We start from the raw sequence: 24,841 nt of genomic DNA, 5'->3' as shown, positions 1-24,841 counted from the left end.
TAGGCGAGCGAAGTTTTGACGACTTCCACGGTCGCCGCTCCCCCGTCCACGCGGAAGGCCTCGCCGGAGTCCGGCGCCGCACACACCTCCGCCCCCACCGTCACCGACCCCGCGCTCGTCCGGCGCGCCGTGAAGGCGGCGGCGCTCGGCAACGCGATGGAATGGTTCGACTTCGGTGTCTACAGCTACATCGCGGTTACGCTGGGCAAGGTCTTCTTCCCCTCGGGCGATCCCACCGCCCAGCTGCTGTCCACGTTCGGCGCCTTCGCCGCGGCCTTCCTGGTCCGCCCGCTCGGCGGCATGGTCTTCGGCCCGCTCGGCGACCGCGTGGGGCGGCAGAAGGTCCTCGCCCTCACGATGATCATGATGGCGGCGGGCACCTTCGCCATCGGCCTCATCCCCTCCTACGCCGCGATCGGCGTGGGGGCCCCGGTCCTGCTGCTGGCGGCCCGCCTGGTGCAGGGCTTCTCCACCGGCGGCGAGTACGCCGGCGCGTCCACCTTCATCGCCGAGTACGCCCCCGACAGGCGGCGCGGCTTCCTCGGCAGCTGGCTGGAGTTCGGCACCCTCGCCGGGTACATCGGCGGCGCGGGCCTGGTCACCCTGATGACGGCGCTGCTCTCGTCCGAGGACCTGCTGTCCTGGGGCTGGCGGATCCCGTTCCTGATCGCGGGCCCGATGGGCATCATCGGCCTCTACCTGCGGATGCGCCTGGAGGAGACCCCGGCCTTCGCGGCCGAGGTCGAGAAGGCCGAGAGCGAGCGCCCGAAGGTGCCGCTGCGCGAGATGGTCACCGGCCAGTGGCGCGCGCTGCTGCTGTGCGTGGGCCTGGTGCTGGTCTTCAACGTCACCGACTACATGCTGCTGTCGTACATGCCGAGCTACCTCACCAGCGAGCTGGGCTACGACGCCACGCACGGCCTGGTCGTCGTGCTCGGCGTGATGGTGCTGATGATGATCGTCCAGCCGTTCGCCGGGCTGCTGACGGACCGGGTCGGCCGTCGTCCGGTGATCGCGGCCGGCTGTGCCGGGTTCCTGGTGCTGTCCGTGCCGGCCCTGCTGCTGATCCGCGACGGCGGTCTGCTCGCGGTCGCGGTCGGGATGGGCGCGCTCGGCCTGCTGCTGGTGTGCTTCACCGCGGCGATGCCCTCCGCGCTGCCCGCGCTGTTCCCGACCCGGGTGCGTTACGGCTCGCTGTCGATCGGCTTCAACGTCTCGGTGTCCCTGTTCGGCGGCACCACCCCGCTGGTGGTCACGGCCCTGATCGGCGCGACCGGCGACATGATGATGCCCGCCTACTACATGATGGCGGCGGCCGTGATCGGCGGTTTCGCGGTGTGGCGCATGGCCGAGTCGGCGGGCCGCCCGCTGCCGGGGTCGGCGCCGTCGCTGGAGGCCGGGACGGCCGGGACACACCGGGAGAACGCCTGACGGGAGCGGGGGCGCGGCGTATCTTCGTCAGCGGCACTAGTTAGACAAGCTAACCAGCCGTACGGAAGGTACAGGTGCATGAGCGAGTCGCAGCTCTGGCACGAGGTGGACGACTACTTCACCGGCCGCCTCCTGCCCGACGCCCCCGACGACGCCCTGGTGGCCGCCCTGCGCGACAGCGACGCCGCCGGCCTCCCGCCGATCGCCGTCTCACCCCTGCAGGGCAAGCTGCTCCAGCTCCTCGCCCAGCTGCAGGGGGCCCGGCACATCCTGGAGATCGGCACGCTCGGCGGCTACAGCACCATCTGGCTGGGCCGCGCCCTCCCCGCCGACGGACGGCTGATCTCCCTGGAGTACGACCCCTGGCACGCCGAGGTCGCCGTCCGCAACATCGCCCGCGCGGGACTCGACAAGCAGGTCGAGGTGCGCGTGGGAGCGGCCCTGGAGTCGCTGCCCCGACTGGCCGACGAGAACCCGCCGCCGTTCGACGTGGTCTTCATCGACGCCGACAAGGCGAACAACCCGCACTACATGGAGTGGGCGCTCAAGCTGACCAGCACGGGCAGCCTGATCATCCTCGACAACGTGGTGCGCGGCGGCCGGGTCGCCGACCCGGACAACACCGACCCGGACGTGCTGGGCACCCGCGCCGCCCTCGACCTGATCGGCGGCCACCCCCGGCTGAGCGGTACGGCGCTCCAGACGGTCGGCGCCAAGGACTACGACGGCTTCGCGCTGGCCCGGGTGCTGGCCTGAGCCCTGTGCTCCGCACCCCGTGGCCCTCCACCCCGTGGTCCTACACCTCGTGGTAGAAGCCCACGTTGACGCTGCGCGGGGCGGTGCGGTCCTGGATGACGACCTCGCCGCTGCCGCCCCGGGGCAGCGCCACACTGCCGCCGTAGGCGACCGGCCGGGTGTACTCGCCGACGGTCAGCCGCACCTCGGAGGACGGATCGGGCAGGGAGCCGCGCAGCCAGGTCAGCTGCCAGGTCCCGTCCGGCGCGCACTGGAACTCCAGGTGGACGCGCGAGACGAACAGCCAGTCGTCCGGCGTCGAGAGCCGGCACAGCGACTTGTCCCGGCCCACCCGCAGCACGGTGCCCGGCTCGCTGGGCGCGTCGGCCATGAGCATGCCGGCCGTGGCGCCCGCTTCCGCCGCGGACACCGCGGCCATGGTGAGTTCGAGCACGGGGGCTCCTCCTGAGACGTCCTTGCGGACCGGAGAGGCCCGGCCCGGTTGCCGCCGAATGATAAAACGCCCGGCTGCACGGCGTCCGGCACAATGGCCTCATGACCGAGCGAAAGCCACCTGGCGTCGACTTCGAGTCCTGGGTCGACAAGCAGATCAGAGACGCCGAGGCGCGCGGCGAGTTCGAGCAGCTGGCGGGGGCGGGCAAGCCGCTCCCCCGCGAGGTCGAGACCACTTACGACGAACTGTGGTGGGTCAAGCGGAAGATGGCCCGCGAGGGCTTCTCGGTGCTGCCGCCGACGCTGGCCCTGCGCAAGGAGGCCGAGGACGCGCTGGAGGCGGCCCTCGCGGCGCCCTCGGAGCGGATCGTCCGGAAGATCCTCGCGGAGATCAACGCGAAGATCAGCGACATGATGTTCAAGCCGCCGCCCGGCCCCCCGCTGGGCAAGAAGCCGTACGACGTCGAGGACGTCGTACGGCAGTGGCGGGAGCGCCGGGCGGCGGCGGGCGGGCCGGACGGCTCAGGCGTGTAGCAGCCGTTCCGCCAGCTCGCGGTAGTCCCTCAGGGCGAGCCGCAGTTGCTCGGTGTCGGTCGCCGCCATGGCCTTGCCCTCGTCGGCGCCGTCGTCCTGCCAGGACCGCCGCAGGGTGCGGCGCCGCTCGGTCACCGCCTCCGTGAAGCGCTCGGTGAGCTCCTGCAGTGCGCGGTCGGCCTCCTGCACGGCGTCCCGCGGCGCGTCGACGAAGCCGGCCACGGCGTGCTGCAACCGCGCCGTGACCTTGTCGGTGTCGTCGAGCCGGAGGAGGCGGACGGCGGGGGCCCGGTCGCCGTCGTGGTGGGTCCCGGTGCCGACCGGGGTCCGACCGCCGTCGTGGTGCGTACCGGTACCGACCGGGGTTCGACCGCCGTCGTGGTGCGTACCGGTACCGACCGGGGTCCGATCGCCGTCGTGATGCGTACCGGTGCCGACGGGCGCCCGGTCACCGTCGTGGTGCGTGCCGGTACCGGTGTCCGTGGGGGCGGCGGCGCCCCGCTGCGGGTGCGCGGCGACCAGCGGGCTCTCGCCGTCGGGGGCCGGGGCGGTGCGGCCGGCCTCCTCACGGGTGCCGGGGACCCGGGTGCCCGGGTCGGTGGCGTCGCTCCGGACGCCAGGGGTGGTGCGGTGCCCCTCGACGGGCGGGACGGCGCCGGGGCGCCGGGTAGCGTCGGTCATCGCTCAGCTCTCCTTCGCCTGGTGCCGGTGGAACAAAGACGGTGTGCGGTGGCCGCGGTCGGCGGCCGGAGACGTACGGTGGCCGTCCGCACCGGCGCGGTGGCGTCCGGCCTCGTGCCGGGACGGCCGCACCAGTTCCTCGAACAGCGCGCGGGCCCCGACGAGGGCCTCGCGCATCTCCTCGGTGCCCGCACCACCGTCGTGCGCGCCGTTCGCGCCGGCCTGCGCCACCCGGTGCACGCGCCGGTAGCCCTCGACGTGGTGGGCGTGGTGCACGGACAGCGCGGCGAGCTGGTCCTCGTAGTGCCCGTCGGCGGGGAAGCCCCGCGCGGCGGCGAGTTCGGCGATCAGCCGGTCCGCCTCGGCGACCGCGTCCCGCGGCGCGTCGACGAACCGCTCCTGGACCGCCGTCCAGCGCGCCTCGTACCTCTCCCGCTCGGCGGGCTCCAACGGCCGTACGCGCAGGTCGCCGTGGCGCTCCACGCGCTCGGCGAGCTCCCGCTCGGCGGCCTTGGTGTCCCCGTCGTGCCGGGCGACGGCACGGTCGTACTCGGGTCCGAAGCGCCGCTTCAGACCGGTGCCGTGCCGCGGGCCGCGGGCGCGCGACATCAGTACGGCCGCGACGACGGCGACCGCGACAATCACGATCAACGCAATGATCAGGCCAGTGGACATGAATGCCTTCCGGGTTCTCGGCCCAACCGGCACTCCTCGCGAGCCGGTTCGTCTTCCGGGTTGCCCGAAGGTTCACGCACAAACAGTCCGCGGCCGTCACGGTCCGCCACGGCTTATTCGCTTGCGCGCCCGCCGAGGGGCCCGCCGAGAATGACGGGCATGACCTGGACCGTGGCCCCGGAACCGTACGACTCCCCCGTCGCCGCCGCGCTGTGGCGGGCGTACTACACGGAGGTCAGCGACCGCTGGTACCTGCTGCACGAGGGGCGGCGGACCGATCCCGAGGAGCTGGAGCGGGAGATCGCCGCCGTGTCGGGGGCCGACCTCGCGCCGCCGGAGGGCCTGCTGCTGGTCGCGCGGTACGCGGGTGAGCCGGCCGGCAGTGCGGGCGTCCGGCTACGGGCCGGCGCGGCCGCCGAACTGACCCGGGTGTTCCTGTACGAGGGCGTGCGGGGCAGGGGCGGGGCCGCGCTGCTGGTGCGGGCCGCCGAGGACGCGGCCCGTGCCTCCGGCGCCACCCGGATGATCCTGGACACGCGCGGGGACCTCGTCGAGGCCCGGGCGCTGTACGCGCGGCTCGGCTACGCGGAGACCGGGCCGCACAACGCCGACCCGTACGCGGAGCACTGGTTCGCCAAGGAGCTGGGCTGAGGGACGCGCTCAGCCGGCCCGTGCCACCGGCCGCGTGTCGTGCGGGCGTTCGTCCCGGGAGCCGCACAGCTCGTCGTTGAGTTCGTGCACCAGTTGCACCAGGTCGGTCGGGCGGTCCGGCCCCCACCAGTCGCCGAGCAGCTCGGCGAGCGACTCCTCGCGGGCCCGCGCCAGCCGTTCCGTCACCTCGCGCCCCTCGCCGGTGAGCTCCATGTCGAGGCCCCGGCGCACGGCGAGGTGCCGTATCTCGGCCTGGCGGGCGGCCTCGAGGACGACGTTCAGCGGGATGGGGCTGCGTTCGGCGAGCCGGGCCGGTTCCACCGAGCCGTACCTCCTGATCCGCAGCAGCAGCCAGCTCGTCGCGGGCAGCAGGTCGTAGCCCGCCCGGTCGGTGATCCTCCGGTAGATCTCGCGGCGTCCCTCGCGGGTGCCGAGCACCGACAGCGCGCGGCACACCTCGTCGTACGAGGACCGTTCCACGGGGTTGCTGGCGAGCGTCTCGGTGACGTCGGGCGCGGTGACCGAGGCGCGCAGCCGGTCCTCCTTGAGGAACCAGGCCAGCGCGAAGCCGAGGAGGGCGACGGGTACGGCGTACAGGAAGACGTCGGTGATGGCGGTGGCGTACGCGTCGAGCGCCGGCGGGCGCAGGGCGGGCGGCAGGGCGGCGATGCCGCGCGGGTCGGCCTCCAGGGAGTCGGCGGAGACGCCGGGCGGGAGCCGCTCCCCCCGGAAGGCGTCGGTGAGTTCGTGGCCGAGGCGGCTCGCGAAGATCGTGCCGAAGATGGCGACGCCGAAGGAGGCGCCGATGGAGCGGAAGAAGGTCGCGCCGGAGGTGGCGACGCCGAGGTCCTCGTAGGGGACGGCGTTCTGCACGATCAGCACCAGGACCTGCATCACTAGGCCGAGTCCGAGGCCGAAGACGAAGAAGAAGGTGCTCATCACCGCGGTGGAGCTGTCCGCGTCGAGCTGGTGGAGCAGCAGCAGTCCGAAGGTGGTGACGGCGGTCCCGGCGATCGGGAACACCTTCCAGCGGCCGGTGCGGCTGACGATCTGGCCGGAGCCGGTGGAGGACAGCAGCATGCCCGCCACCATCGGCAGCATGTGCACGCCGGACATGGTCGGGGTGACGCCCTGGACCACCTGGAGGAAGGTCGGCAGGTAGGTCATCGCGCCGAACATGGCGAAGCCGATGATGAAGCTGATCACGGCGGAGAGCGTGAACGTGCGCACCCGGAACAGCTTCAGCGGCAGTACGGGCTCGGCGGCCCGCCGCTCCACCGCCACGAAGGCCACGGCGAGCAGCGCGCCGAGCACCGCGAGCCCGATGATCTGCGGTGACGCCCACTCCCAGGTGGTGCCGCCGAGGGAGGCGACCAGCACCAGGCAGGTGGCGACGGAGGCGATGAGGAGGGTGCCGAGGTAGTCGATGACGTGCTTGGTCCGCCGGCGCGGGATGTGCAGCACCGTCGCGATCACGGCGAGCGCGACGATCCCGACGGGCAGGTTGATGTAGAACACCCAGCGCCAGCTCAGGTGCTGGGTGAACAGTCCGCCGAGCAGGGGTCCGAGGACGCTCGTCGCGCCGAACACCGCCCCGAACAGGCCCTGGTAGCGGCCGCGTTCGCGGGGCGGGACGAGGTCGCCGACGATCGCCATCGACAGCACGATCAGCCCGCCGCCGCCCAGTCCCTGGAGCGCGCGGAACGCGATCAGCTGGGACATGTCCTGCGCCGCGCCGCACAGCGCGGAGCCCACCAGGAAGATCACGATGGCGGTCTGGAAGAGCCTCTTGCGCCCGTACTGGTCGCCGAGCTTGCCCCACAGCGGGGTCGCGGCGGTCGAGGCCAGCAGATACGCGGTGACCACCCAGGACAGGTGCTCCAGGCCGCCCAGTTCGCTGACGATGGTGGGCAGCGCGGTGGCGACGATGGTCTGGTCGAGGGCGGCGAGCAGCAGACCGAGCAGCAGGGCGCCGATCGAGACCAGGACGTTCCCGGACACGTGCTCCGCGCCGCCGGCGTCACGGGCCGGTGGTCCGCCGCCGGATGCCGGTCCCGCGTTGCCCGTCTTCGGCGCCGTACGGTGCGTCTCCCCGGCCATGAAGACCTCCACAGAATCCTGGTTCCACCCTCCATCGTGATCGGTGTGACCTGTTATGGCCTGTTGAGTCCTGTCGGAAGTCCAGATTCCGGGGGCGCGCGGACGGAGCTGTGAAGAAGATCTGCATAATCTCTGGAGTTCACGAGGGGAGGGACGAACACGTGGAACAGCCGAACGGAAACCCGTGCCCGGAGTGCGGTGCGCCCAGAAACAGCGACAACACACCGTCGTGCGCCTGCACCCGCCGTGCGTCCGACGCCCTTCGCGACGCCCGTACGGCGGAGGCGGCCGCCGCGGAGGACTTCGATCCGCTGCGCATACGACCGTACGTCGAGCTGGACGGCGGCACCGGGGCGGCTGCACCGGACGGGGCGGCGGAGGCCGCGGGCGCGCCGGAGACGCCCGCGGAGGGGCCCGGAGCCCCGGAGGCGGCCGGAGCCCCGGGGGCGGCCGACGAGACCATGGCCCTGCGCGCCGTCCCGCCGGAGGAGGCGCCCGGCGCGGCGGACGCGACGTCCGTCCTCCCCACGCCGCTGGCCCCCGGGACGGCCCGGCCGAACGCCACCGATCTGCACCTGTTCGACACCACGCGGCCCCTCGCGGCCGTGCCCGCCGCGCCCGACGGTCCGGCCGGCACCGGCGGGACACCGCCGCGCCGGCGCCGGCGCGGGACGCTGTTCGCGGTCGCCGGGGCCGTGGTCGCCGTGGTGGGGGCGGCGGGATGGGCGAGCGGAATGTTCTCCTACGAGACGCCGTCCCGGGACGGCGCGGCGCCGGAGGACGTCAGGGCGAGCGTCCCGGACCCGTCGTCCGCCCCGCCCTCCGCGGAGCCGACGGCCGGCGCGTCCTCCGCCGCGCCGACGTCGTCCGCCTCCCCGTCGACGTCCCCGTCGGCGAGCGCGAGCACGTCGGCCTCACCGTCACCGTCGGCGTCCACCGCCCCGGCGAGCCCGTCGCGGTCCGCCGAACCGTCCCCGACCCCGACGACCACGGCGCCGGCCGACTCCGCCGAGGACACGGAGGAGGACGAAGGCGGCGGCACCGGCCCGGTGCTGCGCCGCGGCGACCAAGGCGCGGAAGTCGTCGAACTGCAGCAGCGCCTGCACGAGAAGTGGCTCTACAACGAGGAGATCCACGGCCGGTTCGACCAGCGCGTGGAGGACGCCCTGCGCAGCTACCAGTGGTCCAAGGGCCTCCAGGCCGAACTGGGTGTGTACGGTCCGCAGACGCGGGCCCGCCTGGAGGCGGAGACCCGGGAGCCGTAAGGGGCCCGGCCCCGTGGCTACTCCGTGACGTGGAGCCGGATCGTGCCGTCGGCCGCGGCCTCCACCCGCACCCGGGTCAGGTCGGGCACGACCACGTCCGGGTGGTGGAAGCCGGCCCGGGGGCCGATGCCCACGACCCGCATCCCGGCCGCGCGGCCCGCGGCGATGCCCGCGCCGGAGTCCTCGAAGACCACGCAGTCGGCCGGGTCCACGCCCAGTTCCGCCGCGCCCTTCAGGAAGCCCTCGGGGTCGGGCTTGCTCGCGCCGACGGATTCCGCCGTCACCCGCACGTCGGGCTGCTCGAGGCCGGCGGCGGCCATCCGCGCCGTCGACAGGGCGACGTCGGCGGAGGTCACGAGCGCGTGCGGCAGCCCCTTCAGGGAGGCGAGGAACGCGCGGGCGCCCGGCACCTCGACGACGCCCTCGGTGTCCGCGGTCTCCTCGGCGAGCATGCGGGCGTTGTCGGCGTGGTTCTGCTCCATCGGCCGGCCGGGCAGCAGCAGGGCCATCGACGCGTATCCCTGGCGCCCGTGCACGACCTTCATGACCTCGTCGCCGTCGAGCCCGTTCCGGTCGGCCCAGCGCCGCCAGACGCGCTCGACGGAGGCGTCGGAGTTGACGAGGGTGCCGTCCATGTCCAGCAGGAGGGCACGGGCGGTGAGTACGGCGGTGGCCGTCATCGGCAGCTCCAAGGCACGGAGGAGAGGGCTTCGGGCGGGGTGGCCCGGAGGAAGGACAGAGTGACCCCGCCCGCCGGTCAGGGAAAACGGGCGGGAGCCACTTTGTTCACCCACGGTACAAAACAAACCCGGCATCCCGCCACCTCCTCCGACGACCGTTCACCGACGCTTCGGCCCGCCGTCACCGTGCGGGGCCCGCGCGGCGGGCGTCACCCGGCGACCGCCTCCCACAGGCTCCACACGCCCAGGCCCAGCATCAGCAGCGCCGCGATCTGCGTGATCAGCTTGAGCGGGACCCGCTTCATCAGCGCCTTTCCGCCGACGATGCCGAGTCCGGCCACCGACCACAGCGCGAGCACCGCGCCCAGACCGACGGAGAGCGGGTCGTCGTAGCGGGCGGCGAGGTTGGCCGTCATGATCTGCGTCAGATCACCGAACTCGGCGACCAGGATCAGCATGAACCCGGCCCCGGAGACCTTCCAGAAGGACTGGTTCTCCGGCTTGCGGATCTCCTCCTCGTCCTCGTCCTTCTTCATCAGCAGCACCGCCGCGCCGCCCAGGAAGAGCACACCGGTGATCGCGTGCACGATCTGCTGCGGCAGCAGCGTGAGCACGCTGCCGGCCGCCACCGCGAGCGCGACGTGGAGCGCGAAGGCGGCGGCGACACCGGCGAAGACGTAGGAGGCGCGGTAGCGGGTGCCGAGGACGAGGCCGGCGAGCGCGGTCTTGTCCGGCAGTTCGGCAAGGAAGACGACGCCGAAGACGACGGCCGTCACGGTCAGGCTGATCAACGGTTCCTCAATCGGTCGGGACTGCCCCACCGAGAGTGCTGCGCGATTTCCACGGGACACCTCGGCACGGCAGCACACGTTGCGCCCATGCCGTACGGCACGGGCGTGCACTGCTTGCCGAAGGTCTCGCTGGCGGGCCCCGTCTCGCGAGGTCCGCCTCCGGGCGCCGGCTCAGGCGTGCTGAGCAGTATGTCGACGGTCCGGCGAAGAGCTACTCCCCTTCTGCGCCGTCCATGGTACGCGAGGCCCGCACCGGCCGCCGTACGCGGAAACTTCACACCCAAACCATAGACGTGTCATGAACGCGTCATTAGCTTCTTACCGGATCCACCCCTGCCGGCCACACGGCGTCGCGAGCATTCCCCTGCCCGCACGCCAACGACCCCATTCCACGAGGGAGTTCGCATGTCGAAGTTCTACGCGCGTCGACAGCTCAGCATAGTCGCGGCGCTCACCGGACTCATAGCCTCCGTCGGCCTGTTCAACGGACCGGCCGCCTCCGCCGCCCTCCCCACCCCGGTCAGCGCCACCACCGCCCGCGGCTACCTCGCCTCGCTCACCGTGACCACCGAGGACCGCACCGGCTACAACCGCGACCTCTTCCCGCACTGGATCACGCAGTCCGGCACCTGCAACACCCGCGAGACCGTCCTCAAGCGCGACGGCTCGGGCGTCGTCACCGACTCCTCCTGCGCCGCCACCAGCGGCAGCTGGTACTCCCCGTACGACGGCGCCACCTGGTCCGCCGCCTCCGACGTCGACATCGACCACCTCGTGCCGCTCGCCGAGGCCTGGGACTCCGGCGCCGACTCCTGGACCACCTCGCGGCGCCAGTCCTTCGCCAACGACCTGACCCGCCCGCAGCTCCTCGCCGTCACGGACAACGTCAACCAGGCCAAGGGCGACCAGGACCCGGCCACCTGGATGCCGTCGCGCACGGCCTACCGCTGCACCTACGTCCGCGCCTGGGTCCAGGTGAAGTACTACTACGGCCTGTCGGTCGACTCCGCCGAGAAGTCCGCCCTGCAGAACCACCTCGCGAGCTGCTGAGCGAACCGCCGAAACTGCCGGGTGCACAAATCTCCCCGGTGACCTCCGTCGCTGCGTACCGTACGGGGCGACGGAGGAAGGGGTCACCATGGCCGGACTGCGGCTCGGACCACTGCTGAGGTACATCGACGGCTCGTCCGCGACCATCTGGGTCGAGACCGGCCACCCGGGCACCGTGGAGGTGCGCTGCGCGGACGGCGCCGGCGGGACGGCCGGCACCTTCCGGATCGAGGGTCACCACTACGCGCTCGTCCACGTCACCGGTCTCACGCCGGGGACGGCCACCCCGTACGAGGTCTTCCTGGACGACGCGCGGGTGTGGCCGCCGGCCGAGGACCCCTTCCCGTCGCTCCCGCCGTCCGTCATCCCCACCCCGGGCCCCGGCGGCCGGGTGCGCATCGCGTTCGGCTCCTGCCGCTGGGCCTCGCCGCCCACCGGGGAGCCCGACCCGGTCGGCCCGGACGCCCTGGACGCCCTGGCGCAACGCATCGCCGCCGACCCGGACGGCGAACGCCCCGACGTCCTGCTGCTCCTCGGCGACCAGGTGTACGCCGACGAGACCTCCGACGCCACGCGCGAGTGGCTCGCCGCCCGCCGCGACCTGGACGACCCCCCGGGCGGCCAGGTGGCGGACTACGAGGAGTACACCCACCTCTACTACGAGTCCTGGCTCGACCCGCAGGTGCGCTGGCTGCTGTCCACCGTGCCCACCTGCATGATCTTCGACGACCACGACGTGATCGACGACTGGAACACCTCCGCCTCCTGGGTCTCCGACATGCGTGCCACGTCGTGGTGGCACGAGCGGGTGCTCAGCGGCCTGATGTCGTACTGGGTGTACCAGCACCTGGGCAACCTCTCCCCCGCCGAGGTCGAGGCCGACCCGCTGTACGCGTCCGTCCGGGCGGCCGACGACGGCACCGACGCGCTGCGCGCCTTCGCCGCCCGGGCCGAGGCGGACGCGGCCACCGTGCGCTGGAGCTACCGGCGCGACTTCGGCCGGGTGCGCCTGGTGATGGTCGACAGCCGCGCGGCCCGCGTCCTGGAGGAGGGCCGACGCTCCATGCTCGACCGCACCGAGGCCGACTGGCTGCGCGAACAGGCCCTCGACGGGCGCGGCTCCTACGACCACCTGCTCATCGGCACCTCCTTGCCCTGGCTGCTGCCCCACCTGGTGCACGACGTCGAGGCGTGGAGTTCCGTGCTGTGCCGGGGCGACAGGGGCCCCCGCTGGGCGCGGCTCGCGGAGAAGCTGCGGCGCGCGGCGGACCTGGAGCACTGGGCGGCCTTCCCGGAGTCGTTCGGCGAACTGGCGGAGCTGATCGCCGAGACCGGTACGGGGCCACAGGCGCCGGCGACGGTGTGCGTGCTCTCCGGGGACGTCCATCACGCCTATGTCGCCGAGCCGAGCTGGCCGGGCGGCACCGGACCGGACTCCCGGGTGGTGCAGCTGACCTGCTCTCCCGTCCACAACTCCATTCCGCTGTCGATGAGGCTCGGCTTCCGCGTGGGCTGGGGTGGCGCCGCCCGGCTCCTCGGCCGCCTGTTCGCGCGGCACGGCCGCCTCGCCCCGCCGCCGGTCACCTGGCGCAAGACGGGCGGGCCCTGGTTCGGCAACCAGCTCATGACGCTGACGGCCGAGGGGCGCTCGGCGGTGCTGCGGCTGGAGCACGCGCAGCAGGAGGAGACCGGGACGCGGCTCAGGAGCGTGGCGGAGACCCGGCTGAGCCGGTGAACCTGTGAGCCCGCTGTGCGGCATGGTGCGAATTCGGTCACGTTGTGGGTCATGACGGCGGGAACGGACGCCGTGTCGACCGGCGGGAGCAGGCCGCCCCGACCGGCGGGTCGAGCACCCGGACCGGCGGGAGTGGACGTCTCGACCGGGTGGGAGCGGGCGTCTCGACCGGGCGGGAGTGGGCGCCGGGGCGGTCACACGGAGGCAAACCCATGGCCAAATGTTGAACTTGCAAGTATTCGTTAGGGACACCTAACGTGGGTGGTCGACTCGGTTCCGTCCCCCGGACCGGCCCCACCCGGGGGTCGGCCTGACCGAAGGAGACCCCCACATGACCGAACGCCTCAACAGCGCGCAGCCATACGTCCTGGGCATGTTCCGCATCGTCGTCGGACTGCTCTTCGCCTGCCACGGCGCCGCTTCCCTGCTCGGCCTGCTCGGCGGCACGGACGGCAACGGCGGCACCGTCGAGACCGGCACGTGGCCCGGCTGGTACGCGGCCCTGATCCAACTCGTCGGCGGCACCCTGGTCCTGCTCGGCCTCGGCACCCGCGCCGCCGCGTTCATCTCGTCCGGCTCGATGGCCTACGCGTACTTCAAGGTCCACCAGCCCGAGGCCCTGTGGCCGATAGAGAACAGCGGCGAGAGCGCGGCCATGTACTGCTGGGCCATGCTCCTGCTGGTGTTCACCGGCTCCGGAGCCTTCGGCCTGGACCGCCTGCTCACCAGGCGCTCGTCGGCGAACGGTGAACGGGAGGCGGAGCGGACCCCGGTGACGGCCTGACCGCCCTCCCCGCCGGGCCGCACGGGTGCCCTCTCCCGCACGGCGTAAGGGTGCCCTCCCCCTTATATGGGGAGGGCACCCTTCTATACAGGGAGGGCACCCTTCCCCTTTGCTCGGGGAAAGGGAAGGGGAACACCGGGCGCCGAACACACGAACCCCCCGTGACCTTTCCGTCACTCACCGGGCGTACGCTGTGTGGCTGTCATCGGCCACTCCTGCCACTCCTGCCGCTCCCCGCGTCAGCGCGGCACGGCGCGGCCCTGCGGGGGAGCCACGGGGGAGTTCGGGTGGAGAGTCTGGGGTCGCTGGTCGGCAGCCCGTGGATCTATGCGGTGGTGGCCCTCTCGGTCCTGCTCGACGTGTTCCTCCCGGTCCTGCCCAGCGGAGTCCTGGTGATCACCGCGGCCACGGCGGCGGCCGCGGGCACGGCGGCCGACGTGCCCGACATCCTGGCGCTGACGCTGTGCGCCGCCACCGCCTCCGTCCTGGGCGACCTGGTGGCCTACCGCCTCGCCTGGCGCGGCGGCGCCCGGCTGGACCGGGCGATCGCCCGGTCGCGGCGGCTCAAGAGCGCGCAGGAACGTCTCGGCGCGGCGCTCGCCCGGGGCGGCGGCGCCCTCGTCGTCCTCGCCCGCTTCGCCCCGGCCGGGCGCTCGGTGGTCTCCCTCGGCGCCGGTGCCGCGCGTCACCGCGCCCGCGACTTCCTCCCCTGGTCCGCCCTGGCGGGGCTGTCCTGGGCCGCGTACAGCGTGGCCCTCGGCTACTTCGGCGCCCACTGGCTGGGCGCGACCTGGCTGGCCACGGCGGTGTCGGTGGGCGCGCTGTTCGCGGCGGGGGCGGGGGCGGGATACCTGATGCGACGGCGACCGCGGCCTTCGAAGGCTTCCTAGGCCCTACGGCCCCGACCGCGGGCTATCGTGCCGCCGGACCGGCCCGACCGCGGGCAATCGCACCGCTGAGCCGACCCAGTTGCGGGCAATCGTGCCTCCCCCAGTGCCTGACGGGCCTGGGAGGTGCCCCCAGGGCGATGGGGGTCCCCCCGCCCGAGCGCAGCCGAGGGTGGGGGAAGGTGGGCGGTGGGGGTACCTCCCGCTCATGGGGGTCCCCCGCTCGAGCGCAGCCGAGGGTGGGGGAGAAACCGAGAGCGGGGGAGGCACCCCGCAACGCCGGGCCACGCGAACACCCCCGCCCAGCCCCGGCACCGGTGCCCCTATCCCGCCGCCCGCCGCGCCGCGCCTCCGCGCACCTCCAGCCCGTCCAGCAACTCGGCCGTCGCCGAGGCGACCGCCTCCACCGCCCGGTCGAACACCTCGCGGTTGTGGGCGGCCGGCGCCCGGAAGCCGGACACCTTCCTCACGTACTGCAGGGCGGCGGCCCGGATCTCCTCTTCCGTGGCCTCCTCGGGCTGCACGGGCGGACGCAGGGTCTTGATACTCCGGCACATGCCCTCAGTCTGACGCGCCCCCTCGGTAACTCGCCACCCAAAATCGAACAGGCGTATCATTGAGGCGTGGCTGCGACCTATGACTTTCCGAATGACCTCCTCGCCGGTCAGGAGGAACTGCACCAGGTCAGGGCCGAGTTGTCGGCCCTGCTGAAGCGGCTCCCCTGGTCGGTCGAACCTCTCGACGGGTTCAGCGACGGCAACGGCTGGCGCAAGATCGAGCGCCCCGCCTCACCCGGCTGGACCGCCGACGAACAGGCAGAGGTGGAGAAGCTCCGGCGACGGGAGCACGAACTCGCGGTGTTCGTCAGCACCCACCGCCACTGGGCCGAACTCACCGGTGCCGACCGCGTGCACGCCCGCTCCCGGCTGAAGCACACCCGCGAGGACACGGGGGAGTCCACCTAGGGCCGCGAAGACAAGGGCGGCGGGACGAGGGAGAGGCGGAGACACAACGGCAAGGGCCTCCGGAGCAACTCCGGAGGCCCTGTGTCCCGGTGGGCGCGGACGGTTTCGAACCGCCGACATCCTGCTTGTAAGGCAGGCGCTCTACCCCTGAGCTACGCACCCGAGGCCCAGGCCGTGTGCCCAGGTCGAGTGGACAGCCTACGTGACTCCGCTCCCCCATCTGAAGAGGGGGCTTCCAACCCGAGGGCTGCGGTCCAGCCCGAACCGGTCCTTTGCGGGACGAAGGGAAAATACCACAGACCAGGGAAACGATTCCCTCACCGGCGATCACCGGGGGATATCCCCACCCCGGATCCGCCAGCCGCCCGGATTCCCCGGCGAACCCCCGGTCCGTACGGTCGAAGAGCGCTCGCACACCGCCGGAGAGCGCCACCGTCCGTCCCAGGGGGAGACCGTCATGACCCGCACCCGCACCACCCGTACCACCGGCCCCGCCCGGACCACCGGCTCCGCCTCCGGCGCCCGTGCCGCGTGGACACGCGTCCTCGCCCTCACCGGGGCCACCGTGGTGATCGTCGCGGGCGTGAGCGCCTGCGGGGCGTCGGCCGCCGACGACGACGAGCCCGACCGCCGGTCCTTCGACCTGCCCGGCAGGACCCTCACCGTCGACTCCGACGAATCCGCCCTCGAGATCGTCGCCTCGGACGAGAACGCTCCGGGCGAGGTCGAGGTCACCCGGTGGTTCCAGGGCACCGTCGCCATCGGCTCGGACCCGAAGGTCACCTGGTCCATGGACGGCGACCGGCTGGTGCTGCGGGAGAAGTGCTCCGGGATCGTCGCCAACTGCTCCACCAAGCACCGCATCGAGGTGCCCCGCGGAGTCTCCGTCAAGGTCGAGGAGAAGGACGGCAGCGTGCGGGCGCGGGGCTTCCGCGACGCGCTGAGCATCCGCACGACGGACGGTTCGATCCATGTCACGGACTCCACCGGGCCGCTGGAACTGCGCACCGGTGACGGGTCCGTACGCGCGGAGGTCTCCTCCCGCACGGTGCGCACCCACAGCGGTGACGGCTCGGTCCGCCTCGAACTGGCCGCCGTACCCGACCTGGTGGACTCCCGCAGCGGCGACGGTTCCCTGACGATCGACCTGCCGCGTGCCTCCTACCGCGTGGACACCGGGACCGGTGACGGCGCCGAGGACGTGTCCGTTCCCCGCGACGACTCCAGCTCCCACGTGGTGACCGCACGCACCGGCGACGGCAAACTCACCGTCCGCACGGCGAACTGACCGACCCGTGTCTTCGTCTTCTGCCGGTGGGAGAATGACATCGGGCAGGGCGAACGACAGTACGGGAGAGGGATGTGACGGCGACACCAGCGCAGCCGCACTCGCCGTCGGATCCGCGTGTGCCGCGCGCGCCTCGCACGCGTCGTGCCGTACCGCCTCTTCCTCTTCGGCCGGGTGTCCGCCGGGCACCCGGCGCGCCGCGGGACGTGCTCGCCCTCATGGGGCTGCCGCTGGTCGCGGCGCTGGTGCTGCCCGCCGCGTTCACCGGGGGCGGGACGCGGCGCTGGTTCGGCGGGCGGGCCGAGAACCAGCGGGCCGAGGCGCAGGCCGCCAAGGACGCGGCGGCGGCCGCCTTCTACGAACTCGACACCGCCCAGCGCGACCTGCGGATCTCCATCGAGACGATCACCGCTGTCGACGCCTCCCCCGCCGCCCGCCGCGCCGTCGCCGACTTCGAGGCGCTCGGCCGGCGCATCGACGAGGCCAGCCACCAGTACATCAGCGCCGTCGACGCCCATGACCTGGACCGCGACGATCTGGAGGCCTCGGCCGCCTCCCGGGCCCGCGACCGGCTGACCGCCGCCAAGGACGAGCTCGGCCGGGTCAAGCAGGAACTGGACCGGTTCGCCGACGGGCTGGGCTCCCTCCTCGACAAGGCCGAGACCCAGCTCGCCCGGCTCGCGCCCGCCGTCGAACGCGCCCGGCAGGCACTGCTCGCCGCCTCGAACGCCCTCGACACCACCCGCGGATCCGGCCTGAAGGCCGACGACCTCGCCGCCCGGCTCGCCGCGCTCTCCCCGGAACTGACCAAGCTGAACCAGGGCGCGGGGCAGCACGGCGTGCCGGGAACCCTGGAGCGGGCCGAACGGGTCACGCGCGAGGCCGAGGCGGTCCGCGTCGAAGCCGAGCGGCTGCCGGAACGGGCCGCCGAGATCGACCACCGGCTGGTCTCCCTGCGCACCCGCGCCCAGGCCCTCACCACCCGCTCCGAACAGGTCGAACCGGTCCTCAGCGAACTGCGCCGGCGCTTCACCGCCGCCTGTTGGCAGGACCTGCAGCACGTCCCCGACGTCGCTTCGGAGAACGTGGGCCAGGCGGAAGCGAGACTCGCCGAGGCCCGGGCGGCCCGCGAGGAGCAGCGCTGGGCGGACGCCACCGCTCTGCTGTCGACCGCGCGGGCGCTGCTGAACACGACCGACGAGGCGGTGTCGGCCGCCGGTGACCGGCTGCGGCGGCTGAACGCGGTGCAGAAGGACCCCGGGCAGGAGATCGAACGTACCCGCTTCGCCATCCGGGACGCCCAGCGTCTGGCCATGGCCGGCCGCAACACCCCCGACCCGCGTCACGCCCGCCCCCTGGACGACGCCGTGGCCCGTCTGGAGCGAGCCGTCGCCGGGCTGGAAGGCCGCCACCCCGACTACTGGCACTTCCTGACGGAGACGGAGGAGGTACGGGCGACGGTGAGCCGTGTGGTGGCCCGGATCCGGGAGGAACGCGGCGCCGCCGCCCACTGACCGCCCCCGGGTCGGCCGAGCCGGTTAACCTGTGCCCATGCCTCGCTACGAGTACCGCTGCCGGACCTGCGGCGACACCTTCGAACTGAGCCGTCCCATGGCGGAGTCCTCCGCGCCCGCGGCCTGCCCGGCGGGTCACGACGACACGGTCAAGCTCCTCTCCACGGTCGCGGTGGCCGGTACCGCCGCGGCCCCGGCTCCCCGCGCGGGCGGTGGTGGCGGTGGCGGCTGCTGCGGTGGCGGCTGCTGCGGCTGATCCCCGACGGAGGTCACGGCACCGGACGTCAGCTGCCGAGGTAGCGCAGCACCGCGAGCACCCTGCGTGAATAGCCCTCACCTCCGGTCAGTCCGAGCTTGTCGAAGATCGCGTTGGTGTGTTTCTCCACCGCGCTCTGCGAGATGTGCAGTCGCCGCGCGATGGCCGCGTTGGTGTGCCCCTGCGCCATCTCGGCCAGCACCGCCTGCTCCCGCGCGGTGAGACGGGCGAGCGGGTCGGTGTGCGTCGTGCGGCCGAGCAGCTGCCGTACGACCTCCGGGTCGAAGGCGGCGCGTCCCTGCGACACCCGCTCCAGGGCGTCCAGGAACTCGTCGACCTGGACGACACGGTCCTTGAGCAGATAGCCGACTCCTTCCGACTCACCGGTCAGCAGCTCGGTCGCGTATCGCTTCTCCACGTACTGCGAGAGCACCAGCACCCCCACGGACGGCCAGCGCCGGCGGATCTCCAGGGCCGCGCGCAGTCCTTCGTCGGTATGGGTGGGCGGCATCCGCACATCGGCGACCACCACGTCAGGCGGGTCCTCGGCGACCGCCCGCAACAGCAGTTCCGCGTTGCCGACGGCGGCCAGCACCTGATGCCCCTCCTCCGCCAGCAGCCGCACCAGACCCTCTCTGAGCAGGGTGGAGTCCTCGGCCAGGATCAGGCGCACGGCAGCTCCGCGGTCACCAGGGTCGGTCCGCCCGGCGGACTGCGCACCTCCAGACGCCCGTCGAGTGCGGCGACACGCCGGGCGAGCCCGAACAGTCCGCTGCCCGTCGCGTTCGCACCGCCCCGGCCGTCGTCCTCGACACTCACGTACAACACTCCTTCCTTCGCTCCGACCTCGACCGCTATCCGGGTCGGCGTCGCGTGCTTCACCGCGTTGGTGACGGCCTCGCAGACGACGAAGTAGACGACGGTCCCCACCGCCCGCCCGGGCTCCCCGGTGAGCCCGTACTCCACCCGTACCGGGACGGAGGCCCGCTCGGCGACCGTCTCCAGCGCCGCCCGCAGCCCTGCCTCGTCCAGTGTGGTGGGGTAGATCCGCCACGCCACCTCGCGCAGGTCGTCCAGGGCGTGCCGGCTCTCCTCGTGCGCCTGGCGCAGCAGCCGGTCCGTGCGGGCCGGGTCCTCGCTGCGCAGGGCGCGGCCGAGCAGCATGCCGAGCGCGACCAGGCGCTGCTGCACTCCGTCGTGCAGGTCCCGCTCGATGCGCCGCCGCTCGTCGTTCACCGCGTCGACCACGGCCGCGCGGCTCGCGGACAGTTCGGCGATGCGCCGCTCCAGTTCCTCCTGGTGGCGGGGCCCGAGCAGGCGGTGGGCCAGCTTCCCCTCCAGCTCGGCCACGGCGAGTATCCCCTGCACGGCGAGGAAGAGCAGGAAGAGTCCCCCGAGGGACGTGTAGACGATCGACGTGGTGTTCCGTACGTCGTCGACCAGCAGCCAGAGGTACGCCCAGGACGTGCCGTACCCGAGGCCGATCGCCACCGAGAGCATCACCACCGCGCCCAGTACGCCCAGCGCCCAACGGCACGCCAGGTACCCGAGGGCCTGTGTGTCCTCGTACGCGGGCGAGGTGTGCACCCCCAGCCAGATCCGCAACCGGGCGCGCTCCGGCTCCGTCAGTTTCCGCGCGCCCGCGAGGACCGGGCGGAGCACGGTGCGGCGACCGTGCGGCCAGGCCACGACGGGCAGCAGGAGCAGGCCGGCCAGAACCGTGTAGAGCAGCTCGACGACGGCCGCGGCGGCGCCCCACATCAGCCCCACCGCGCACCGCACCACGCGCCGCACCGTGTCTCGCATGATCGCGAGGCTAGTCGGACGCGGCAGGGGAGCGCACTGCGGAAAACCGCAATTGCGGCTGTGGAGTACCGCAGGGCATCGTGCGGCTTTCCTCAGCGTTCCTTCAGCTCCGGTTTTCTAGCGTGGCAGGCATGACAGCCATCGCAGTGCACACGATCGCAGCGGCCTCGGACGGGAGTGCCGGACCGCAGTGGGTCAACGACCTCATGGACGCCATGGGCGCTCCCGGGGCCGGCCTCGCCATCGCGCTGGAGAACCTCTTCCCGCCCATCCCCAGCGAGGTGATCCTGCCGCTGGCGGGGTTCGCCGCGAGCAGTGGGCGGATGGGGCTGCTCGCCGTGCTGCTGTGGACGACCGCCGGCTCGGTGGTCGGCGCGCTCGCGCTGTACGGGGTGGGCGCGCTGCTCGGCCGGGACCGGACGGTGGCGATAGCGGGGCGGCTGCCGTTGGTGAAGGTCGCGGACATCGAGAGGACGGAGGCCTGGTTCCTTCGGCACGGGTCGAAGGCGGTGTTCTTCGGCCGGATGATTCCGCTCTTCCGCAGTTTCATATCGGTGCCGGCCGGGGTGGAGCGCATGCGGCTGCCGCTGTTCCTCGGTCTGACCACGCTGGGCAGCGCGATCTGGAACACCGCGTTCGTGCTCGCGGGGTACGTGCTGGGGGACAACTGGGAGCAGGTGTCGACCATCGTGTCGGCGTACTCGAAGGTGGTCCTCGGCGTGGCCGCGCTGGCCCTGGTGGCGTTCGTGGTCCTGCGGCTGCTGCGCTCGGGCGACGGCCGCCGCCGGCGGGACGGGCGAGCGGGCACGGATCACATACGCCCGTCGTCGTCCGCCGCCGGTGTCGAGCGCGCCGACGGGAGCGCGCCCGTCCAGGGGTACGACTCCGCCGACACGATGAGCCTGCGACGCCACCGCTGACGCCCCGGCCGCACGGCCTCTCGGCCGTGCGGGCCCACCGAGGCGGTCACGCGGTCCCACCGAGACAATCGTGCGGCCTCACCGAAGCGGTCGCGCGGTCCCACCGAAGCGGTCGCGCGGTCCCACCGAAGCGGTCGCGCGGTCTCACCGAGGTGAGCGCACCGTCTGCAGGAACTCGCGCAGGATGCGCTCGCCGGCCAGGACGCCCCGCTCGGGGAGAGCCCTGATCGCGGGGGCCGTCCAGTCGGCATCGGCGAGTTCGCCGTGACCGGGGCGCCAGCCCTGGTCCACGGCGAGGAGCAGGTCGGCGTCGAGGAGGGAGTCGCCGGCTGCGAGGGTGAGATCGGCGCCGGTGCGGCGGGCGACCTCGTGCATGGCCGCGCTCTTGGTGAGGGGCTTGGGTACGGCGTAGATCTTGCGGCCCTGGAGGGACACGGTCCAGCCGCGGTTCTCCGCCCACTCCCCGAGTTCCTTCACCCACTCCTCTCGCAGCAGTTCCCGCTCGACGACGAGGTAGGCGAAGAGGTCCTCGGCGATCCGGTGCTTGCGCACCCAGACCGGGTCGGCGGTCCGCAACAGGTGTTCCTGCACCTCGGACAGCGGGGCGCACTCGTCGGCCAGGCGGGCGAGCACCCGGGCGTGCCAGTCCCGGTCGGACACGCCGTCGACGAGGAGGTGCCCGCCGTTGGCGCAGATCGCGTAGGTCGGCGGCGGGCCGGGAAGGTTGATGCGCTGGTACTGCTTGCGCGTGCGGGTCGTCGTGGGGACGAACACGGCCTCGTCGCCGAGGTCGGTGAGGAGCCGGGCCGCCGTCTCCGTCATATAGGACAGGGGCCTGCTCTCGTGGACCTCCACGCACAGCAGCCGGGGTGCCCGCGCGTCCGGCATGGTCAGGGCGAGGGCGGCGGCGGAGTAGATGAGGGTGCGGTCGAGGTCGCTGGCGACGATGACGGGCATCAGCCGGTCACCGCCTTGCCGTCGGCGCCGGTGGCGCCACGGGTGTAGCGGGGGTGGATCAGTCCGACGCAGGTGTAGGGGAGTCCGTCGACCTCTTCGACGGGGACGCCCCGCTGCTGAGCGAGGAGGCGTACGTGGTCGAGGTCGCTGCCGGCTCCGGCCCGGGCGAGCACCTTCCAGGGCACCCGGCGCAACAGCACCCGGGTGGTCTCGCCGACTCCGGGCTTGACGAGGTTCACGTCGTGGATGCCGTACTCCTCGCTGATGCGTTCGACCGCCGCCCAGCCCTCCCAGGTGGGGGTGCGGTCGGTGGAGAGCAGTTCCTTGGCCTGGGCGCAGGCGGCGTCGGTGACCTCCGGGAAGCGGGCGGCCACGGCGTCCAGGAAGGCCACCGAGAGGTCGGCGCCGGCGAGTTCGCGGTAGAACTTGGCGCCGTGGAAGTCGTGCGGGCCGACCAGGTCGGCGCGGAGCACGGTGCGTGAGATCAGGCCGGACACCGTGGAGTTGAGGCAGGCGGAGGGGATCAGATAGTCCTCGCGGGTGCCGTAGGTGCGGACGCAGGAGCCGGGGTCGGCCAGGACCGCGATCTCCGGGTCGAAGCCGGTGACCCCCTCGGCCTTCTCGAACTCCTCGACCGCCTGGGCGAGTTCGCGGGTGATGGCGCCCTTGCCGGTCCAGCCGTCGACGAAGACCACGTCCCGGGGGTCGTGGTGGGCGGCCAGCCAGCGCAGCGCGTTGGCGTCGATGCCCCGGCCGCGGACGATCGAGACAGCGTAGTGAGGGAGGTCGAGACGGTGGCGGTGCTGCGCCCAGCGGCGCATCAGGATGCCCACGGGGGTGCCCGCGCGGGCCAGGGAGACGAGCACCGGGCGGGGGGACCGTTCGGCGAGCACGGTCTCGGTGACCACGCCCACCGCGTGGGCCAGGCGGGCCGCCGACTCGTTCAGGGCCACGTGGAACAGTTCCTGGTACTGCTCGCTCGGCTGGTACTCCACGGGCAGCGACTCCGCGTAGTGGGCGCCGCCGCTCTGGATGGCCTCCTCGCGCTCCTCGGTCGGCGCCTCCAGCGTCACGTCCGAGAGGTCCTGGAGCAGCCAGCCGACCTCCTCGGGCGCGTACGAGGAGAAGGCGGGGCCTCTGAGGGGCTCGGGCAGCATGGTGGCGGGCCTTTCGGGGGCGTCCGGTCGGGCGTCCTTGGGAGCGGTGTCCTGCGGTGCGGGCACGTACGACGGTACGACCGCGAGGAGGACCTGCGGAGTGTGCGCGGCGAGCCGGGCGAGCAGGCCGTCGGGCGCGTGCAGTGCGGGGGTGTCGGCCGCCGAGTCGACGACGGCGACGACGGCGTCGAAGCCGCCGCCGGCGACGTTGTAGGCGTAGCGCTCGCCGGGGCCGTCGGCGGGGTCGTCGTGGGCGGGGAAGACCAGGCGGGTGCGTATCGCGTAGCCGGGGTCGTCGACGGCGAGGACGGGCGAGCGGGTGGTGGTGGAGAAGCGTATGTCGGCGCCGGTGGTCCGCTCCAGCTCGCCGGCGAGGCGCAGGGGGGCGTACATCAGCTCCTCGAAGCCGAGGACGAGGACGCGGTGCGCGTCGTCGGGGAGCGCCTCCGCGAGGCGGGCGGCCATTTCGGGGAGTGCGTGTTCGAGGCGGGCCCGGTGCGCGGGGGTGAAGCCGTGGCGGCCGCCGTCGGGGAGGCCGGAGGGCCAGCGCAGGTCCACTCGCGTGGCGCGGCCGGGTCCGTCGGCCGGGTGCGGGCCGGATGCGGCTGGTCGCGCCCCTGCGGCGGCAGCCGCAGATCCGGCCGCGTCCCGTGCCCCTGGGGGGGACATCCGGGCGTCGGCTTCATGGCCGACGGTGCCGGCGGCTCCCTCAAGGGACGCGGGGAGCTGCGCGGCCGGCCCCGACGGGCCCGCGGACGCCCGGCTGCCGTCCCCCGCGGCACTCTCGTAGCGCGCCACCAGGGACTGGCCCTTCTCCAGGACGCCGTCGGGCAACCGCACCGTCCCCGACGCGGTCGTCACCAGGTCGATGCGCGCCCCGATCTCGCGGGCGAACCCGTCCAGCCGCCCGGCGTCGGCGGGCGAGCGCATGTCGACGAGCGCGACCACCACGTACCGCCGCCGCGGATACCGCGCGTGAAGGTCCCGGACGGTGTTCAGCACCGTGTTCCCCGTGGAGAACTCGTCGTCGACCAGGACCAACGGGCCGTCCCCGGCCAGCAGCGACGGGTCCTCCGGGAGCAGCAGGTGGGACGTGGCGTGGGAGTGGGACTCCTCGAAGCCGCCGGCCGTGGCGGTCCCCACGACCGGGCGGCGGGTGGAGTGCAGGTAGGGGGCGGTGCCCAGGCCGTCGGCGACCGAGTGGCCGAGGCCGGTCGCGGTCTCCGCGTAGCCGAGGACGACCGCGCCGTCCGCCTCGTCGCCCAGCAGCTCGCGCACCCTGCGGCCGAGCGTGACGCCGTGGCCGTACACGACGGACGGCGACTGGGGGACGTGCTTGCCGAGGACGTTGGACACCAGCAGGTGGGCCCGCTTGGGGTTGCGGCGCAGCGCCAGCCCCAGCAGCCCGGGCAGGCTCTCGTCCCCGGCCAGCTCGACGCCGAGCCGCTCGGTGACCCAGCTGCCGGACCACATGTCCTCGCCGGCCCGCGTTCCGTGACGCACCGGGTGGCGCATCCCCTCGTTCA

At 73.0% G+C, this 24,841-nt stretch carries 25 protein-coding genes and 1 tRNA gene; 14 read left to right on the top strand and 12 right to left on the bottom strand.

The features are described 5' to 3' along the window. Nucleotides 1-15: 15 nt before the first annotated feature. Nucleotides 16-1,431: a glycine betaine/L-proline transporter ProP gene (gene proP / locus AB0A94_RS05935; RefSeq protein WP_361739431.1), complete on the top strand. Its 1,416-nt coding sequence runs from the start codon at nt 16-18 to the stop codon at nt 1,429-1,431. A gap of 78 nt (nt 1,432-1,509) precedes the next feature. Continuing rightward, a complete protein-coding gene (locus AB0A94_RS05930) occupies nt 1,510-2,187 on the top strand; it encodes an O-methyltransferase (protein WP_361739428.1) in 678 nt (225 codons plus the stop codon). 40 nt (nt 2,188-2,227) lie between these two features. On the opposite strand, the gene AB0A94_RS05925 is transcribed toward AB0A94_RS05930, so the two are convergent. Further along, complete coding sequence (locus AB0A94_RS05925; protein WP_361739425.1) at nt 2,228-2,620, bottom strand: hypothetical protein; 393 nt, start codon at nt 2,618-2,620, stop codon at nt 2,228-2,230. Nucleotides 2,621-2,721: 101 nt separating this feature from the next. On the opposite strand from AB0A94_RS05925, the gene AB0A94_RS05920 reads away from it, so the two are divergent. Continuing rightward, on the top strand, nt 2,722-3,153 hold the full coding sequence (locus AB0A94_RS05920; protein ID WP_361739422.1) for a DUF1992 domain-containing protein: 432 nt from the start codon (nt 2,722-2,724) through the stop codon (nt 3,151-3,153). Here AB0A94_RS05920 and AB0A94_RS05915 read toward each other — a convergent pair. Both AB0A94_RS05915 and AB0A94_RS05910 read right to left on the bottom strand, forming a co-directional pair. Continuing rightward, complete coding sequence (locus AB0A94_RS05915) at nt 3,142-3,834, bottom strand: hypothetical protein (protein WP_361739419.1); 693 nt, start codon at nt 3,832-3,834, stop codon at nt 3,142-3,144. The two genes, AB0A94_RS05920 and AB0A94_RS05915, sit on opposite strands and share 12 nt — an antisense overlap. Before the next feature lie 3 nt (nt 3,835-3,837). Then, nucleotides 3,838-4,509 (bottom strand): hypothetical protein, encoded by a 672-nt coding sequence (locus AB0A94_RS05910; RefSeq protein WP_361739416.1) that lies wholly within the window; start codon nt 4,507-4,509, stop codon nt 3,838-3,840. Between the two features lie 159 nt (nt 4,510-4,668). On the opposite strand from AB0A94_RS05910, the gene AB0A94_RS05905 reads away from it, so the two are divergent. Further along, nucleotides 4,669-5,160: a GNAT family N-acetyltransferase gene (locus AB0A94_RS05905; RefSeq protein WP_361739413.1), complete on the top strand. Its 492-nt coding sequence runs from the start codon at nt 4,669-4,671 to the stop codon at nt 5,158-5,160. Between the two features lie 9 nt (nt 5,161-5,169). Here the strand turns inward: AB0A94_RS05905 and AB0A94_RS05900 are convergent, their stop codons facing one another. Beyond that, nucleotides 5,170-7,260 carry a DHA2 family efflux MFS transporter permease subunit gene (locus tag AB0A94_RS05900; protein ID WP_361739411.1) on the bottom strand — a complete coding sequence of 697 codons (2,091 nt, stop codon included), beginning with the start codon at nt 7,258-7,260 and terminating at the stop codon, nt 5,170-5,172. A 161-nt stretch (nt 7,261-7,421) separates the two neighbouring features. Here AB0A94_RS05900 and AB0A94_RS05895 point away from each other — a divergent pair, with 161 nt between their 5' ends. Next, entirely contained in the window at nt 7,422-8,525 is a 1,104-nt protein-coding gene (locus AB0A94_RS05895; RefSeq protein WP_361739408.1) for a peptidoglycan-binding domain-containing protein, read from the top strand. A gap of 17 nt (nt 8,526-8,542) precedes the next feature. Here AB0A94_RS05895 and AB0A94_RS05890 read toward each other — a convergent pair whose 3' ends face one another. Beyond that, on the bottom strand, nt 8,543-9,205 hold the full coding sequence (locus AB0A94_RS05890) for an HAD-IA family hydrolase (RefSeq protein WP_361739405.1): 663 nt from the start codon (nt 9,203-9,205) through the stop codon (nt 8,543-8,545). Between the two features lie 209 nt (nt 9,206-9,414). Next, nucleotides 9,415-9,996 (bottom strand): TMEM165/GDT1 family protein, encoded by a 582-nt coding sequence (locus tag AB0A94_RS05885; protein ID WP_361739402.1) that lies wholly within the window; start codon nt 9,994-9,996, stop codon nt 9,415-9,417. A gap of 405 nt (nt 9,997-10,401) precedes the next feature. Between AB0A94_RS05885 and AB0A94_RS05880 the strand changes: the two genes are divergently transcribed. From AB0A94_RS05880 to AB0A94_RS05865, 4 genes are all read left to right on the top strand, one after another. Next, a complete protein-coding gene (locus AB0A94_RS05880; protein WP_361739399.1) occupies nt 10,402-11,046 on the top strand; it encodes an HNH endonuclease family protein in 645 nt (214 codons plus the stop codon). An 88-nt stretch (nt 11,047-11,134) separates the two neighbouring features. Then, nucleotides 11,135-12,781: an alkaline phosphatase D family protein gene (locus tag AB0A94_RS05875; RefSeq protein WP_361739396.1), complete on the top strand. Its 1,647-nt coding sequence runs from the start codon at nt 11,135-11,137 to the stop codon at nt 12,779-12,781. A gap of 331 nt (nt 12,782-13,112) precedes the next feature. Next, on the top strand, nt 13,113-13,565 hold the full coding sequence (locus tag AB0A94_RS05870) for a DoxX family protein (protein WP_361739393.1): 453 nt from the start codon (nt 13,113-13,115) through the stop codon (nt 13,563-13,565). 287 nt (nt 13,566-13,852) lie between these two features. Next, on the top strand, nt 13,853-14,455 hold the full coding sequence (locus AB0A94_RS05865) for a VTT domain-containing protein (protein ID WP_361739390.1): 603 nt from the start codon (nt 13,853-13,855) through the stop codon (nt 14,453-14,455). A 320-nt stretch (nt 14,456-14,775) separates the two neighbouring features. Here AB0A94_RS05865 and AB0A94_RS05860 read toward each other — a convergent pair whose 3' ends face one another. Then, nucleotides 14,776-15,009, bottom strand: coding sequence for a DUF2277 domain-containing protein (locus AB0A94_RS05860; RefSeq protein ID WP_361739388.1), 234 nt, complete (start codon nt 15,007-15,009; stop codon nt 14,776-14,778). Nucleotides 15,010-15,075: 66 nt separating this feature from the next. On the opposite strand from AB0A94_RS05860, the gene AB0A94_RS05855 reads away from it, so the two are divergent. Continuing rightward, the gene (locus AB0A94_RS05855; RefSeq protein WP_361739385.1) at nt 15,076-15,417 is read left to right on the top strand and encodes a hypothetical protein; all 342 of its coding nucleotides are present in this window, start codon (nt 15,076-15,078) and stop codon (nt 15,415-15,417) included. A gap of 90 nt (nt 15,418-15,507) precedes the next feature. On the opposite strand, the gene AB0A94_RS05850 is transcribed toward AB0A94_RS05855, so the two are convergent. Further along, nucleotides 15,508-15,579, bottom strand: a tRNA-Val gene (locus AB0A94_RS05850). A 295-nt stretch (nt 15,580-15,874) separates the two neighbouring features. Here AB0A94_RS05850 and AB0A94_RS05845 point away from each other — a divergent pair. The 3 genes from AB0A94_RS05845 to AB0A94_RS05835 all read left to right on the top strand — a co-directional run bounded on the left by AB0A94_RS05845 (nt 15,875) and on the right by AB0A94_RS05835 (nt 18,475). After that, nucleotides 15,875-16,705 carry a DUF4097 family beta strand repeat-containing protein gene (locus AB0A94_RS05845; RefSeq protein WP_361739383.1) on the top strand — a complete coding sequence of 277 codons (831 nt, stop codon included), beginning with the start codon at nt 15,875-15,877 and terminating at the stop codon, nt 16,703-16,705. Between the two features lie 218 nt (nt 16,706-16,923). Next, nucleotides 16,924-18,219: a hypothetical protein gene (locus AB0A94_RS05840; protein WP_361739380.1), complete on the top strand. Its 1,296-nt coding sequence runs from the start codon at nt 16,924-16,926 to the stop codon at nt 18,217-18,219. Nucleotides 18,220-18,256: 37 nt separating this feature from the next. After that, nucleotides 18,257-18,475, top strand: a complete 219-nt coding sequence (locus AB0A94_RS05835) for a zinc ribbon domain-containing protein (RefSeq protein ID WP_030859492.1) — start codon at nt 18,257-18,259, stop codon at nt 18,473-18,475. Nucleotides 18,476-18,503: 28 nt separating this feature from the next. Here AB0A94_RS05835 and AB0A94_RS05830 read toward each other — a convergent pair whose 3' ends face one another. Together AB0A94_RS05830 and AB0A94_RS05825 are read right to left on the bottom strand one after the other, a co-directional pair. Next, nucleotides 18,504-19,148: a response regulator transcription factor gene (locus tag AB0A94_RS05830; protein ID WP_361739377.1), complete on the bottom strand. Its 645-nt coding sequence runs from the start codon at nt 19,146-19,148 to the stop codon at nt 18,504-18,506. Beyond that, entirely contained in the window at nt 19,139-20,281 is a 1,143-nt protein-coding gene (locus tag AB0A94_RS05825) for a histidine kinase (protein WP_361739374.1), read from the bottom strand. The genes AB0A94_RS05830 and AB0A94_RS05825 overlap by 10 nt, the downstream gene beginning before the upstream one ends. A 131-nt stretch (nt 20,282-20,412) precedes the next feature. Here AB0A94_RS05825 and AB0A94_RS05820 point away from each other — a divergent pair, with 131 nt between their 5' ends. After that, complete coding sequence (locus AB0A94_RS05820; RefSeq protein ID WP_361739371.1) at nt 20,413-21,201, top strand: DedA family protein; 789 nt, start codon at nt 20,413-20,415, stop codon at nt 21,199-21,201. A gap of 144 nt (nt 21,202-21,345) precedes the next feature. Here AB0A94_RS05820 and AB0A94_RS05815 read toward each other — a convergent pair whose 3' ends face one another. Both AB0A94_RS05815 and AB0A94_RS05810 read right to left on the bottom strand, forming a co-directional pair. Then, nucleotides 21,346-22,158, bottom strand: coding sequence for an HAD family hydrolase (locus AB0A94_RS05815; protein WP_361739370.1), 813 nt, complete (start codon nt 22,156-22,158; stop codon nt 21,346-21,348). Further along, nucleotides 22,158-24,830, bottom strand: a complete 2,673-nt coding sequence (locus tag AB0A94_RS05810; RefSeq protein WP_361739909.1) for a phosphoribosyltransferase — start codon at nt 24,828-24,830, stop codon at nt 22,158-22,160. Before AB0A94_RS05810 ends, AB0A94_RS05815 begins: the two co-directional genes overlap by 1 nt. Between the last annotated feature and the right edge of the window lie 11 nt (nt 24,831-24,841).

Source organism: Streptomyces sp. NPDC044984, assembly GCF_040646935.1.
Taxonomy (GTDB): domain Bacteria; phylum Actinomycetota; class Actinomycetes; order Streptomycetales; family Streptomycetaceae; genus Streptomyces.
This window is presented reverse-complemented; position numbering and strand designations above follow the sequence as displayed.

What these genes read in the sequence shown, in the direction of transcription:
- AB0A94_RS05840 (WP_361739380.1), top strand. Translation starts at nt 16,924, where the DNA reads ATGGGGCTGCCGCTGGTCGCGGCGCTGGTGCTGCCCGCCGCGTTCACC.
- AB0A94_RS05915 (WP_361739419.1), bottom strand. Translation starts at nt 3,834, where the DNA reads ATGACCGACGCTACCCGGCGCCCCGGCGCCGTCCCGCCCGTCGAGGGG.
- AB0A94_RS05825 (WP_361739374.1), bottom strand. Translation starts at nt 20,281, where the DNA reads ATGCGAGACACGGTGCGGCGCGTGGTGCGGTGCGCGGTGGGGCTGATG.
- AB0A94_RS05845 (WP_361739383.1), top strand. Translation starts at nt 15,875, where the DNA reads ATGACCCGCACCCGCACCACCCGTACCACCGGCCCCGCCCGGACCACC.
- AB0A94_RS05815 (WP_361739370.1), bottom strand. Translation starts at nt 22,158, where the DNA reads ATGCCCGTCATCGTCGCCAGCGACCTCGACCGCACCCTCATCTACTCC.
- AB0A94_RS05930 (WP_361739428.1), top strand. Translation starts at nt 1,510, where the DNA reads ATGAGCGAGTCGCAGCTCTGGCACGAGGTGGACGACTACTTCACCGGC.
- AB0A94_RS05920 (WP_361739422.1), top strand. Translation starts at nt 2,722, where the DNA reads ATGACCGAGCGAAAGCCACCTGGCGTCGACTTCGAGTCCTGGGTCGAC.
- AB0A94_RS05890 (WP_361739405.1), bottom strand. Translation starts at nt 9,205, where the DNA reads ATGACGGCCACCGCCGTACTCACCGCCCGTGCCCTCCTGCTGGACATG.
- AB0A94_RS05835 (WP_030859492.1), top strand. Translation starts at nt 18,257, where the DNA reads ATGCCTCGCTACGAGTACCGCTGCCGGACCTGCGGCGACACCTTCGAA.
- AB0A94_RS05810 (WP_361739909.1), bottom strand. Translation starts at nt 24,830, where the DNA reads ATGCGCCACCCGGTGCGTCACGGAACGCGGGCCGGCGAGGACATGTGG.
- AB0A94_RS05860 (WP_361739388.1), bottom strand. Translation starts at nt 15,009, where the DNA reads ATGTGCCGGAGTATCAAGACCCTGCGTCCGCCCGTGCAGCCCGAGGAG.
- AB0A94_RS05875 (WP_361739396.1), top strand. Translation starts at nt 11,135, where the DNA reads ATGGCCGGACTGCGGCTCGGACCACTGCTGAGGTACATCGACGGCTCG.
- AB0A94_RS05870 (WP_361739393.1), top strand. Translation starts at nt 13,113, where the DNA reads ATGACCGAACGCCTCAACAGCGCGCAGCCATACGTCCTGGGCATGTTC.
- AB0A94_RS05820 (WP_361739371.1), top strand. Translation starts at nt 20,413, where the DNA reads ATGACAGCCATCGCAGTGCACACGATCGCAGCGGCCTCGGACGGGAGT.
- AB0A94_RS05905 (WP_361739413.1), top strand. Translation starts at nt 4,669, where the DNA reads ATGACCTGGACCGTGGCCCCGGAACCGTACGACTCCCCCGTCGCCGCC.
- AB0A94_RS05900 (WP_361739411.1), bottom strand. Translation starts at nt 7,260, where the DNA reads ATGGCCGGGGAGACGCACCGTACGGCGCCGAAGACGGGCAACGCGGGA.
- AB0A94_RS05880 (WP_361739399.1), top strand. Translation starts at nt 10,402, where the DNA reads ATGTCGAAGTTCTACGCGCGTCGACAGCTCAGCATAGTCGCGGCGCTC.
- AB0A94_RS05910 (WP_361739416.1), bottom strand. Translation starts at nt 4,509, where the DNA reads ATGTCCACTGGCCTGATCATTGCGTTGATCGTGATTGTCGCGGTCGCC.